A 12,867-nucleotide genomic window follows, 5' to 3' on the forward strand; every position below is an offset into this window, starting at 1 on the left:
GGTCCTACTCCGCCGCCTGGTTTGCGGGGTGCACATAAATCCCCGAACAGGTTTCCATCGTGGGGCTGGCGCGGCACACCGCATGGGTCAGGTAATAATCGGCAATGACCGGATGGAAGGGGTCGGCGGCCACCGGCGTGTCACCCGCCTGCGGCCCCGCAGTGGCGGATGTGCCAAGGCGCGTCCACTGTGTCTGACCGAATACGGGATTGGCCCGCGCCATGCGCGCACGAAGCGCGTCAATCGTGTCATAGGGAAGCTTACGGTCCACCACTTCGGAGAAGGCGCGCAGGATACGCCAGTCCTCCCGTGCGTCACCCGGCGGCATGACGGCGCGGAAAGCCTGCTGCACGCGGCCTTCGGTATTGGTGTAGGTGCCCGGCTTTTCGGCATAGAGCGTGCCGGGCAGGATCACATCGGCCCGTGCGGCCCCCGCATCACCATGATGGCCCTGATAGACCACGAAGGTCTCCGCTCCGATGCGCCCGACGGGGAACTCATCCGCCCCCAGCAGCCACAGCACGTCCACGCCGCCATCCAGCATGCCCGCCACGTCGCGCCCTTCGGGCCCCGGCACCAGGCCAAGGTCCAGCCCCGCCACCCGGCCTGCCGCCGTGTGCAGCACGTTGAACCCATGCCAGTCCGTGCCAATCGCGCCAACCTGCACCGCCAGATCCCAGCACGCGCGCGCGATAGCCTGCCCGTCCGGCCGGGTCAGTGCGCCGTGGCCGATCATGACCATGGGCTTCTTCGCGTTTTTCAGCACATCGGCAAAGGGCAGATCGCCTGACGCAAGCTTCGCCAGCACATCCGGCCCCTCACCCAGCACTTCGACCGTATAGGTCGGGTCGGCATTGGGGGCACCGATCATGGCAATGGGAAAGCCGCCACGCCCGGCCCCCACGAAACGCTTGCGGATGCGGGCATTGAGCACGGGTGCTTCCTGCCGGGGAATGGAACCCACGATCAACAGCGCGTCCGCCTCCTCAATGCCGGCAATACCGGTATTGAAGGTGTAGAAATCCCGCCGCGACGTGTCGTACCGCGCCCCGTCCTGCCGGCAGTCGATGCTGGATGAGCCGAGTGCCGCCATCAGGTCCTTCAGCGCCATCATGCTCTCGGCATCGCACATGTCGCCCGCGATCGCGCCGATGCGCTCGCCCGGCACGCCTTTGAGGCGGGTGGCGATGGTGGTGAAGGCATCCTGCCAGCTTGCGGGCTGCAGTTTGCCGTCCACCCGTATCCATGGCCGGTCAAGGCGTCGGCGGCGGAAACCATCGACCACAAAGCGCCCCTTGTCGGCCAGCCATTCCTCATTCACCTCGTCATTGATGCGTGGCGTAATCCGCAGCACGGAGGCGCCACGGGCCTGCATGACAATGTTGGTGCCCACCGCATCGCACACATCGATCGAGTCCGTGCGCCTGAGTTCCCACGGCCGCGCGCTGAAGGCGTAGGGCTGCGATGTCAGCGCGCCCACGGGGCAGATGTCGATCAGGTTGCCCGACAGTTCGGATGTCAGCGCCTTTTCGACATAATTGGTGATCTCGAGGTTTTCACCGCGCGAGACGCCACCCAGTTCGGGCACGCCCGCCACCTCGGTGGAAAAGCGGATGCAGCGCGTGCACTGGATGCAGCGCGTCATGACCGTCTTGACCAGCGGGCCAAGATATTTGTCGGTCACCGCGCGCTTGTTCTCGCGGTAGCGGGAATGATCCGCGCCATAGCCGAAGGCCTGGTCCTGCAGGTCGCATTCACCACCCTGGTCACAGATGGGGCAGTCCAGCGGGTGGTTGATCAGCAGGAATTCCATCACCGCGCGGCGGGCACGACGCACCACCTCGGTATCGGTAAAGATCTGCATGCCCTCACCGATGGGGAAACCGCATGACGCCACCGGCTTGCGCCCGCCCGAGACCTCGACCAGACACATCCGGCAGTTACCCGCCACCGACAGGCGTTCATGATAACAGAAACGCGGGATTTCCTTGCCCGCCGCCTCACACGCCTGCAGCGCGGAGGAACCTGCCGCAACTTCCACCGGAATACCGTCAACGGTTACTTTTACCACTGTTCCTACTCCGCCGCTTCAACCAGGCCCGCCGGTACCTGTACGGTACGGCCGCCCCCATGCGCCGCCTTGTAGGCGCGGATGCGTTCTTCCATGACCGGGCGGAACCGGCGGATCAGCCCCTGTATCGGCCATGCCGCCGCATCACCCAGCGCGCAGATGGTGTGCCCTTCCACCTGCCGGGTAACCTGTTCGAGCATGTCGATTTCCTCGATTTCCGCCCGCCCCTGCACCATCCGGTCCATGATGCGCATCATCCATCCCGTCCCCTCGCGGCACGGCGTGCACTGGCCACAGCTTTCATGCTTGAAGAATTTCGAGAACCGGGCGATGGCGGCAATGATGTCGGTGGATTTGTCCATCACGATCATGCAGCCGGTGCCAAGGCCGGAGCCTTCGGCACGCAGGCTGTCATAATCCATCAGTACGGTGTCGCACACGTCACGCGGCAGCATGGGCACCGAACAGCCGCCGGGGATGACCGCCAGCAGGTTGTCCCACCCGCCGCGCACGCCGCCGCCATGTTTTTCGATCAGTTCCTTCATCGGAACACCCAGTTCTTCCTCGAACACGCAGGGCGTGTTGACATGGCCCGATATGGCCATGAGCTTGGTGCCCGCGTTATTGGGCCGTCCCAGCCCAGAAAACCATGCAGCCCCCCGGCGCAGGATGGTGGCGGAAACGGCAATGCTTTCCACGTTGTTGACCGTAGTGGGGCAGCCATACAGGCCCATGGCGGCGGGGAAAGGCGGCTTCATGCGCGGCTGGCCCTTCTTGCCCTCCAGGCTTTCCAGCAGCGCGGTTTCCTCGCCACATATGTAGGCGCCAGCGCCACGGTGGATGTAGAAATCGAAATCCCAGCCCGACCCGCAGGCGTTCTTTCCGATCAGGCCCGCCGCGTACGCCTCGTCAATGGCGTGCTGCAGGTGCATGGCCTCGTTATAGAACTCGCCACGGATATAGATGTAGGCCGCGTGCGCCCCCATGGCGAAGGAGGCGATCAGCGCGCTTTCCACCAGTTTGTGCGGGTCGTGGCGCAGGATCTCGCGGTCCTTGCAGGTGCCGGGTTCTGACTCGTCACCATTGATGACCAGATAATGCGGCCGCCCGTCATTTTTCTTGGGCATGAACGACCATTTGACGCCGGTGGGAAAACCCGCCCCCCCGCGCCCACGCAGGCCGGAGGCCTTCATCTCGTTGATGATGGCATCACGCCCGCGCGCCAGTATGTCCGCCGTGCCATCCCAGTCCCCCCGGGCGCGGGCACCGGCCAGAGTCCAGTCCCCCTGGCCATACAGGTTGGTGAAGATACGGTCCTTGTCCTGCAGCATGGCCTTACTCCTGCCCCTGCGGCTTGGCCGCCACGTCATCCACCAGCACCTTGCGCCCGCCTGCCGGGGCGGAGTTCAGGCGGTTGATCGTGGGGCCGGGCGTGGGGCGTTCACCGCGCTTAAGCGCCGCAATCAGTTCTTCCGTGCGCGGGCCGTCCAGATCCTCGTAATAATCATCATCAACCTGCAGGATCGGGGCATTGGCGCAGGCACCGAGGCATTCGACCTCGGTCAGGGTGAACAGGCCGTCGGCACTGGTCTCGCCAAATGCACTGATGCCCGTCGCCGCCTTGCACGCCGCCGTCACGTCATCCGACCCGCGCAGCCAGCACGACGTGGTGGTGCAGACCTGCAGGTGATAACGGCCAATCGGCCTGGTGTTGAACATGAGGTAGAAGGTCGCGACCTCGTAAACGCGGATCGGGGCCATCTCCAGCCGTTCGGCCACCACATCCATGGCCACGCGGGGAATCCACGCGCTGCCGGTCTGGCGGCCCATCTGCTTCTGCACCACGTAAAGCAGCGGCAGCACGCCGCTGGCCTTACGCTCGGGCGGGTATTTGGCCAGGATGGTGGCGATCTGCCGTTCGCTCTCGGCATCGAATGCGAAATGGGCGGGTTCCACGCCCGCAGGCGCGTTGGGCTGGACGGACATGTCGGTCACCTGTCAATCTCGCCAAATACCAGATCGAGCGACCCGATAATGGCCACGGCATCCGCCAGCATGTGCCGGCGCGACATCTCGTCGATTGCCTGGAGATGGGAAAAACCCGTGGGCCGGATCTTGCAGCGATACGGCCGGTTGCTGCCATCGGCCACCAGATACACGCCGAACTCCCCCTTGGGCGTTTCGGTCACGGTGTAGGTCGCACCCGGTGGCACGTGATAGCCTTCGGTAAACAGCTTGAAGTGGTGGATCAGCGCCTCCATCGAGCGCTTCATCTCCCGGCGCGGTGGCGGCGTGATCTTGTGGTCCTGCACCTTGACCGGCCCGGGACGGATCTGCTCGAGGCACTGGTTGATGATCTTCACGCTCTCGCGCATTTCGGCCACGCGGATCAGGTAGCGGTCATAACAGTCTCCCTGACGGCCCACGGGCACATCGAATTCGACCTTATGGTAATTGTCATAAGGCTGGCTTCGCCGCAGGTCCCATGGCACGCCGGACGCCCGCAGGCACGGGCCGCTGAAACCCCAGGCCAGCGCCTGCTCGGTGGTGAACACGCCGATGCCCACCGTACGCTGTTTCCAGATGCGGTTGCCGGTCAGCAGCGCCTCAAGGTCATCAATCCATTGGGGGAAGGTCCGCGCCCAGTCGGCGATCCGTTCCTCCAGCCCTGCCGGCAGGTCACGTGACACCCCGCCGGGGCGGACGTAATTGGCATGGAACCGTGCGCCGGATGCGGCTTCATAGAACTCGATCAGCTTTTCGCGTTCCTCATACCCCCACAGCGCGGGCGTCAGCGCGCCGCAGTCCAGCCCGAAAGAGGTCAGGTTGAGGATATGGTTCAGGATGCGCGTGATCTCGGCAAACATGACCCGGATCCACCTGGCGCGTTCCGGGGCCTCGATGCCCAGCAGCTTTTCCACCGCCAGCGCAAAGGCCTGCTCCTCACACATGGGGGAGACGTAATCGAGGCGGTCGAAATACGGCAGCGCCTTGGGATACGTCTTGTATTCGATCAGCTTTTCCGTGCCGCGGTGCAGCAGGCCGACATGGGGAATGGCGCGGGCAACGACCTCGCCCTCCATTTCCAGCACCAGCCGCAGCACGCCGTGGGCGGACGGATGCTGGGGGCCGAAGTTCAACGCGTGGGAGTCTATTTCAACCACGTGGCGCTTGACTTCGCCATCCGCCTCCTCCGGCAGGAGGCTGTCGGGAATATCCGTATCGGTACGAAGGGTTATGTCGCTCATCTGTCGCCTATCCCTGTCGTTTCATGTCCTGGCGGGCGGCATGTGCCTTTTCATCGCCCGGTAGCGTCAGGATGCCTTCCCAGGGCGATTCAAAATCGAAATTGCGGAAGTCCTGCACCAGATCGACCGGTTCATAGACAACCTGCCGCCGTTCCTCGTCGTATCGCAGTTCGACATAGCCGGTCAGCGGGAAGTCCTTGCGCAGCGGATGCCCCTCAAACCCGTAATCGGTCAGGATGCGGCGCAGGTCCGGCTGGTCGGTAAACAGGATGCCGAACAGGTCGTAGGCTTCGCGCTCCCACCATGTGGCCGCGGGCCACAGCTGGTGCACCGATGGCACCGGTGCTGTCTCGTCCGTGGTCACGATCACGCGGATGCGGTGGTTATGGGTGACGGACAGCAGGTTGTAGACCACATCAAAACGCTCGGCGCGTTCGGGAAAGTCGACGCCGCATATGTCCATCACCTGCTGGCAGGCATAACGCGGGTCATCACGCAGCATGGACATGAGCGCAAGAAGCCGGTCGCGCGTGGTCCGCACCACCAGTTCACCCTTCTCTATACTGGCGGAAATGACCCCGGGCACAGCCGTGGAAAGACGGAAGGCAATGGCCCCCAGCCCACCGGAAACCGCGCGCGCAAGCCCCCCGCCCGGGGTCGTGTTGACTGGCTCAGCCACGGCGTATGGTCCCTGTCCTGCGAATTTTCTTCTGCAGCTGCAGAATGCCGTAAATCAGCGCCTCCGCCGTGGGCGGGCAGCCGGGCACGTACACATCCACCGGCACGATGCGGTCGCACCCGCGCACGACGGAATAGGAATAGTGGTAATAACCACCACCATTGGCGCATGACCCCATGGAGATGACCCAGCGCGGCTCGGCCATCTGGTCGTAAACCCGGCGCAGGGCCGGCGCCATCTTGTTGGTCAGCGTGCCCGCCACGATCATCACATCCGACTGCCGCGGCGAGCCGCGCGGGATGATCCCCATGCGGTCCAGGTCGTAGCGCGGCATGTAGGCATGGATCATTTCCACCGCACAGCACGCCAGGCCAAACGACATGGGCCACAGGCTGCCGGTGCGGCCCCAGTTGACCAGCTTGTCCAGGTTCGCGACCACGAAGCCCTTTTCGGTAATCTCACCGGTCACGCCCTTGATCACGGCGTCCTGCTCCGCCCCCGGAGGCAACATTTCCCGGTTCCAGGCTATGCTGTCGGCCGGCCGCCCCGTGCCGGGTGTGTCATTGGCCATTGCTGCACCCTCCCCTTGTCATGCTCAATCCCAATCCAGTGCGCCCTTGCTCCATTCGTAAATGAAGCCGACGACCAGAACGCCGAGGAAACCCATCATGGAGGCGAAGCCGAACCACCCGATCCGTGACAGGCTGAGCGCCCATGGAAAGAGGAAGGCGACCTCAAGGTCGAAAATGATGAAAAGGATCGCGACCAGATAGAAGCGCACGTCGAAGCGATGACGCGCGTCATCAAACGCCTCGAAACCACATTCATAGGCGGACGTTTTCTCGGCATAGGGTTTCTGGTGGCCAAACAGCAGCGAACTGCCCAGCATGGCCCCCGCGATCACCACCGCGATGCAACCGAATATGAGAACGGGCAAATAATCAGCGATAACGGAATGCATCTTCCGTGTTCCCAACCTGTTAAACAGCCATCTGCCGTCGTTATCGACTTGTCCGTGGCTTTCAGGATGCTAGCCCCAACGTTGGGCAGGGAACAGTTACTTAACCGTGTTCTTTCAGGAACATTACTGTGAGGGCGAATACAGGACCGCATTCGTCAATATTACGTGACCGTTACTTGCATGGCACGTTTTGTTGTTCTCATTTTTTTCGTGTGGACCGGGCACAAAAAAATGCCAGTGCGCGGGCATCTGGCATCATGACCTGTGTGGCACCTGTCGTGCCATGATGGCGCGAGTGACGGGGCTCGAACCCGCGACCTCCGGCGTGACAGGCCGGCGCTCTAACCAACTGAGCTACACCCGCGTGGTGCATGTTCCTGCCTTCAGGGAGGCCAGGAAACATATGGTGGGCGATGACGGGATCGAACCGCCGACCCTCTCGGTGTAAACGAGATGCTCTACCGCTAAGCTAATCGCCCGCGACCCTACTAAGGGATTGCAAAAAAAGGGGCAACCCAAAAAATGGATTGCCCCTTCTTTTTTTCCCGATGGAAAACGGTCTTACTTGCTGACCGCTTCCTTCAGGTTCTTGCCGGGCTTGAAGCGCACGGACGTGGAAGCCGGAATATCCAGCGGTTCACCCGTACGGGGATTGCGCCCCTTGGCTGCCTTGCGGGTTGCGGTCACGAACGTACCGAAACCAACCAGACGGACTTCCTGCTTGCTGGCCAGGGCCTTTTCAATCGCACCGAAAACCGCATCAACCACTTCGCCAGCCTTCGCCTTGGCCAGATCGGCTTCCTCGGCTACAGCAGCGACGAGTTCCTGCTTGTTAAGTGGCTTCTCCATTTTACGCCTTTCTTTATACTGTGCGCCCACGCAAATCGTTCAAAAGTCGCGCCGCATTTCTGCACGCACTATGCCGCTGTTTTTTCTCACGTCAACCGACAGAATTCGGGGAATGACCGAGAAAATCCGTCATTCCCCCTCATCATGACAATTTTGCGACCCAGCACCTTCCCCATACGGTGGTCAGTGGGTCAATGCCGGGGTGGCCTTGCCTTCCGTTGCCGGCGGTGTAACCGGTTCCGTCCATTCGATCGGCTCGGGCTTGTGCACCAGTGCCTGGCCAATCACCTCATCCACATGCGCAACGGGCAGGATGGTCAAGGCGGATTTCACGACATCGGGAATATCCACCAGGTCCTTCTCGTTGTCCTTCGGGATGAAGATGGTCGTCAGCCCCGCTCTGTGGGCCGCCAGCAGCTTTTCCTTCAGGCCACCAATGGGCAGCACGCGCCCACGCAGGGTGATCTCGCCCGTCATGCCCACGTCCCGGCGCACGGGGATGCCCGTCATCACGCTCACGATGGATGTCGCCATGGCAATGCCCGCGGACGGACCATCCTTCGGCGTTGCCCCCTCGGGCACATGCACGTGCAGGTCACGCTTTTCAAACAGGTCGGGGCTGATGCCAAACGTCACGGCGCGGCTGCGGACATAGGACAGGGCCGCGGCAACACTCTCCTTCATCACGTCGCCCAGCTTGCCGGTCAGCTTGATGTTCCCCTTGCCGGGCACCATCACACTTTCGATGGTCAGGATTTCTCCCCCCACCTCGGTCCATGCCAGCCCGGTCACGACTCCGATCATGTCTTCCGACTCGGTCTCGCCATGACGGAAGCGCTTCACGCCAGCGTATTTCTCAAGGTTTTCAGCCGTGATCGCCACGGTCTTCGCCTTGCCGGTCACGATTTCGGTCACGGCCTTGCGCGCAAGGGTCGCGATTTCACGCTCCAGGTTACGCACACCCGCTTCGCGCGTGTAGCTGCGGATCAGTTCGCGCAGGGCATCATCCGATACCGACCATTCACCCGGCTTGAGGTTGTTGGCCTCCGTCTGCTTGGTCAGCAGGTGGCGCTTGGCTATCTCGACCTTCTCGTCCTCGGTATAGCCGGACAGGCGGATGATCTCCATGCGGTCCAGCAGCGGCTGGGGCATGTTCAGGCTGTTGGCCGTGGTGATGAACATCACGTCCGACAGATCGTAATCGACCTCCAGATAGTGGTCGCCAAAGGTGGAATTCTGCTCCGGGTCCAGCACTTCCAGCAGGGCGGAAGACGGATCACCGCGCCAGTCCGCACCCAGCTTGTCGATCTCGTCCAGCAGGAACAGCGGGTTGGACGTCTTGGCCTTCTTCATCCCCTGGATGATCTTGCCGGGCATGGAGCCGATATAAGTGCGGCGATGGCCACGGATCTCGGCCTCGTCGCGCATGCCACCAAGCGACATGCGGACATACTGCCGCCCCGTCGCCTTGGCGATGGACTTGGCCAGCGAGGTCTTGCCAACACCCGGCGGCCCTACAAGGCACAGGATCGGGCCCTTGAGCTTCTGCGCGCGACTCTGCACGGCCAGATACTCGATGATGCGTTCCTTGACCTTCTCCAGACCGTAATGGTCGGTATCAAGCACCTTCTGGGCTTCGGACAGGTCATGGCGGACCTTGGAGCGCTTTTTCCACGGGATTCCCAGAATCCAGTCGAGATAGTTGCGCACCACTGTCGATTCGGCGGACATCGGGCTCATGGTCCGCAGCTTTTTCAGCTCGGCCACCGCTTTCTCACGCGCTTCCTTGCTCAGCTTGGTCCGGGCAATCTTTTCCTCAAGTTCGGCGGTCTCGTCCTTGCCGTCCTCGCCTTCGCCCAGTTCCTTCTGGATCGCCTTGAGCTGCTCGTTCAGATAGTACTCGCGCTGCGTCTTTTCCATCTGCCGCTTCACGCGGTTGCGGATGCGCTTTTCCACCTGAAGTACGCCGATCTCGGCTTCCATATGCGCGAAAACCCGCTCCAGACGCGCATTCACGTCCTGGATTTCAAGGATTTCCTGCTTTTCGGGAATCTTCAGGTTCAGGTGGCTGGCAATGGTGTCCGCAAGCTTGGACAGGTCATCAATCTGGTTGAGCGAGACCAGCACCTCTGGCGCGATCTTCTTGTTCAGCTTGATGTACTGCTCGAACTGGCCGATCAGCGTGCGGCCGATGGCCTCGGCTTCCTTGCCATCGGTTTCCTGCTCCGGCACGTCCTCAATCTCGGCCTCGAAATGGCCATCGACTTCATGCAGGGCGGTGATGTGGGCACGACGGCCGCCTTCGACCAGCACCTTCACCGTGCCATCGGGCAGCTTGAGCAACTGCAGGATCGTGGATACCGTGCCGTAGCGGTAGATGTCCTCGGGCGCGGGATCATCCTGCGCCGCGTTCTTCTGCGCCACCAGCAGGATCTGCTTGTCGCTGCGCGTCACCGCTTCCAGCGCGCGGACGGATTTCTCACGCCCCACGAACAGCGGCACGATCATGTGCGGGAAGACGACAATATCGCGCAGCGGCAGCACGGCGATGGTGTCGTGGCCGCCTTCGGCTTCCTGCGGATCACGCGTGGCCACGATGGGGGTGGCGGCCGTCTTGTTATCCATGGTTTCCGTCCCTTCCGGCACGGGGTTCAGTCTGTCCGTTTTTGACATATTGTTTTTGACCTCCTGATGGACGATCCCGGACGGGCACCCAGCATCTGGCCTGCCCATCCGTTGCGCCGCATGTGCGACAACTTCACTTCATGTTGTCACGACGCCCCACCATCACAAGTCCGGCGGTGACAATTCGATGCGAATCCGGTGCCTGCGCTCAGGCAGACTGTTCGGCCGGCTCGTTCTTGCCGTACACATAGACAGGCTGGGCCTTGCCCTCGGCCACTTCCTTGTTGACCACGACTTCCTCGACATTTTTCAGGCCGGGCAGGTCGAACATGGTCGAAAGCAGGATGCTCTCCAGTATCGCGCGCAGGCCACGCGCGCCGGTGCGCCGTGCGATGGCACGCTGGGCGATCTGGCGCAGCGCATCCTCGGTAAAGGTCAGCTGCACCTCTTCCATCTGGAACAGGCGGGCATACTGCTTGACCAGCGCATTCTTGGGCTTGGTCAGGATCTCGATCAGGGCCGCCTCATCCAGATCCTCCAGCGTGGCCACAACCGGCAGGCGGCCGATGAACTCGGGGATCAGGCCGAATTTCAGCAGGTCCTCGGGCTCCACGTCACGCAGCACGGCGCCCATGCGCCGCTCCTCGGGTGACTGCACATCCGCACCGAACCCGATGCCCGACCCCTTGCCACGCGCGCTGATGATCTTGTCCAGCCCCGCGAACGCACCACCGCAGATGAACAGCATGTTGGTGGTATCGACCTGCAGGAATTCCTGCTGCGGGTGCTTGCGCCCGCCCTGCGGCGGCACGGAGGCAACGGTGCCTTCCATGATCTTGAGCAGCGCCTGCTGCACGCCCTCGCCACTGACGTCACGGGTGATGGAGGGATTGTCCGACTTGCGGGAAATCTTGTCGATCTCGTCAATGTAGACAATGCCGCGCTGGGCCTTCTCCACATTGTAATCCGCCGCCTGCAGCAGCTTGAGGATGATGTTCTCCACGTCCTCGCCCACATACCCCGCCTCGGTCAGGGTCGTGGCGTCGGCCATGGTGAAGGGCACGTCAAGGATGCGGGCAAGGGTCTGGGCCAGCAGCGTCTTGCCCGAACCCGTGGGGCCAAGCAGCATGATGTTGGATTTTGCAATCTCGACATCACTGTTCTTCTGGGCATGGGCCAGGCGCTTGTAGTGGTTGTGCACGGCCACCGACAGCACCTTTTTCGCATGGGCCTGGCCGATCACGTAGTCATCCAGGATCTTGCAGATCTCACGCGGGGTCGGCACGCCATCGCGCGATTTGACCAGATGCGTCTTGTGTTCCTCACGGATGATGTCCATGCACAATTCGACGCATTCATCGCAAATGAACACGGTGGGACCGGCGATCAGTTTGCGGACCTCATGCTGCGACTTGCCGCAGAACGAGCAGTAAAGCGTATTTTTGGAATCGCCGGATTTGTTATTCATAACCGCTCCTATTCCCGCCAGGGGGAACTTCTCCATACCTTGCGACCGGACAGCCACATCCCGGCACGCCGCAGATGACAACGCCCCACGGGGGCGGGGAGCACACCTGCGCGCATGCTCCCCGGTGCAGATTACTCAGCAGGCTTTGACGCAACGTTACGACGGACCACTTCATCCACAATGCCGAATGCCTGCGCTTCCTCCGCCGACATGTAGCTGTCGCGCTCCAGCTTCTGCTCGATTTCCTCAAGCGTACGGCCGGTGTGCTCGTTGTAGATTTCGTTCAGGCGCTTGCGGATGGTCAGGATTTCCTGGGCCTGGATCTCGATGTCGCTGGCCTGTCCCTGCGCCCCGCCCGAAGGCTGGTGCACCATCACGCGGGAATTGGGCAGGGCGAAACGCCGCCCCTTCTCCCCGCCGGCCAGCAGCAGCGACCCCATGGAGGCCGCCTGCCCGATGCACACCGTGCTGACGGGCGAGCGGATGTACTGCATGGTATCGTAAATCGCGAGCCCGGCCGACACCACGCCACCGGGGCTGTTGATGTAGAACGAGATTTCCTTCGTCGGGTTCACGCTTTCCAGATAAAGCAGCTGTGCCGACACCACGGCCGAGACCTGATCATAGACCGGCCCGGTCAGAAAAATGATCCGTTCCTGCAGAAGGCGGGAATAGATGTCGAATGCCCGTTCCCCGCGGGAGGTCTGTTCAACCACCATGGGTACCAGAGCGTTATTGAAGATCTCTACGGGATCCCGATCCCTCATAGCCATATTCCCGATCCTGAAAGGCAAGGGCGCATGCCCCGCGCACGCTGCCCGGCGCAAGACGCACGGACAGCCACGACGCAGCCGGACCCTTCCCGGTTACTTATGACAAAATAGAGACAAACACGCCAGATACCACCCCATCCCTGTCATTTTGCCACGAACGGGGTGACAAACCATGCCTGTGCGCCTGCCCGCA

Annotated in this window: 11 protein-coding genes and 2 tRNA genes; all 13 read right to left on the reverse strand. The window is 62.1% G+C overall.

Annotated features, from left to right (window positions below; genetic code table 11):
• Positions 1-4 precede the first annotated feature (4 nt).
• Complete coding sequence (gene nuoG, locus LDL32_RS06000; protein WP_233065169.1) at positions 5-2,071, reverse strand: NADH-quinone oxidoreductase subunit NuoG; 2,067 nt, start codon at positions 2,069-2,071, stop codon at positions 5-7.
• Between the two features lie 5 nt (positions 2,072-2,076).
• Complete coding sequence (gene nuoF / locus LDL32_RS06005; RefSeq protein WP_233065171.1) at positions 2,077-3,402, reverse strand: NADH-quinone oxidoreductase subunit NuoF; 1,326 nt, start codon at positions 3,400-3,402, stop codon at positions 2,077-2,079.
• 4 nt (positions 3,403-3,406) lie between these two features.
• Complete coding sequence (locus tag LDL32_RS06010; protein WP_233068727.1) at positions 3,407-4,057, reverse strand: NAD(P)H-dependent oxidoreductase subunit E; 651 nt, start codon at positions 4,055-4,057, stop codon at positions 3,407-3,409.
• Between the two features lie 5 nt (positions 4,058-4,062).
• A complete protein-coding gene (locus tag LDL32_RS06015) occupies positions 4,063-5,319 on the reverse strand; it encodes an NADH-quinone oxidoreductase subunit D (protein ID WP_233065172.1) in 1,257 nt (418 codons plus the stop codon).
• A 7-nt stretch (positions 5,320-5,326) separates the two neighbouring features.
• Positions 5,327-5,998, reverse strand: a complete 672-nt coding sequence (locus LDL32_RS06020; protein ID WP_370636648.1) for an NADH-quinone oxidoreductase subunit C — start codon at positions 5,996-5,998, stop codon at positions 5,327-5,329.
• Positions 5,991-6,569 carry an NADH-quinone oxidoreductase subunit B family protein gene (locus LDL32_RS06025; protein WP_014104855.1) on the reverse strand — a complete coding sequence of 193 codons (579 nt, stop codon included), beginning with the start codon at positions 6,567-6,569 and terminating at the stop codon, positions 5,991-5,993. The genes LDL32_RS06020 and LDL32_RS06025 overlap by 8 nt, the downstream gene beginning before the upstream one ends.
• Before the next feature lie 24 nt (positions 6,570-6,593).
• Positions 6,594-6,959, reverse strand: a complete 366-nt coding sequence (locus LDL32_RS06030; protein ID WP_007399825.1) for an NADH-quinone oxidoreductase subunit A — start codon at positions 6,957-6,959, stop codon at positions 6,594-6,596.
• Positions 6,960-7,246: 287 nt separating this feature from the next.
• A tRNA-Asp gene (locus LDL32_RS06035) sits at positions 7,247-7,323 on the reverse strand.
• Positions 7,324-7,363: 40 nt separating this feature from the next.
• Positions 7,364-7,438 (reverse strand) — tRNA-Val (locus LDL32_RS06040).
• Positions 7,439-7,520: 82 nt separating this feature from the next.
• Entirely contained in the window at positions 7,521-7,808 is a 288-nt protein-coding gene (locus LDL32_RS06045; protein WP_007399823.1) for an HU family DNA-binding protein, read from the reverse strand.
• A gap of 183 nt (positions 7,809-7,991) precedes the next feature.
• The gene (gene lon / locus LDL32_RS06050; protein WP_233065174.1) at positions 7,992-10,481 is read right to left on the reverse strand and encodes an endopeptidase La; all 2,490 of its coding nucleotides are present in this window, start codon (positions 10,479-10,481) and stop codon (positions 7,992-7,994) included.
• 160 nt (positions 10,482-10,641) lie between these two features.
• On the reverse strand, positions 10,642-11,901 hold the full coding sequence (gene clpX, locus LDL32_RS06055) for an ATP-dependent Clp protease ATP-binding subunit ClpX (RefSeq protein ID WP_233065177.1): 1,260 nt from the start codon (positions 11,899-11,901) through the stop codon (positions 10,642-10,644).
• A 131-nt stretch (positions 11,902-12,032) separates the two neighbouring features.
• Positions 12,033-12,668, reverse strand: coding sequence for an ATP-dependent Clp protease proteolytic subunit (locus LDL32_RS06060; RefSeq protein ID WP_233065179.1), 636 nt, complete (start codon positions 12,666-12,668; stop codon positions 12,033-12,035).
• Positions 12,669-12,867: the final 199 nt, after the last annotated feature.

This window comes from Komagataeibacter sp. FNDCF1 (genome assembly GCF_021295335.1).
In the GTDB taxonomy this organism is placed as follows: Bacteria; Pseudomonadota; Alphaproteobacteria; order Acetobacterales; family Acetobacteraceae; genus Komagataeibacter.

Bases quoted from the DNA above. Each gene is read 5' to 3' on its own strand.
- LDL32_RS06010 (WP_233068727.1), bottom strand. From the start codon at position 4,057: ATGTCCGTCCAGCCCAACGCGCCTGCGGGCGTGGAACCCGCCCATTTC.
- LDL32_RS06015 (WP_233065172.1), bottom strand. From the start codon at position 5,319: ATGAGCGACATAACCCTTCGTACCGATACGGATATTCCCGACAGCCTC.
- lon (WP_233065174.1), bottom strand. From the start codon at position 10,481: ATGTCAAAAACGGACAGACTGAACCCCGTGCCGGAAGGGACGGAAACC.
- LDL32_RS06045 (WP_007399823.1), bottom strand. From the start codon at position 7,808: ATGGAGAAGCCACTTAACAAGCAGGAACTCGTCGCTGCTGTAGCCGAG.
- LDL32_RS06025 (WP_014104855.1), bottom strand. From the start codon at position 6,569: ATGGCCAATGACACACCCGGCACGGGGCGGCCGGCCGACAGCATAGCC.
- LDL32_RS06060 (WP_233065179.1), bottom strand. From the start codon at position 12,668: ATGAGGGATCGGGATCCCGTAGAGATCTTCAATAACGCTCTGGTACCC.
- nuoF (WP_233065171.1), bottom strand. From the start codon at position 3,402: ATGCTGCAGGACAAGGACCGTATCTTCACCAACCTGTATGGCCAGGGG.
- clpX (WP_233065177.1), bottom strand. From the start codon at position 11,901: ATGAATAACAAATCCGGCGATTCCAAAAATACGCTTTACTGCTCGTTC.
- LDL32_RS06030 (WP_007399825.1), bottom strand. From the start codon at position 6,959: ATGCATTCCGTTATCGCTGATTATTTGCCCGTTCTCATATTCGGTTGC.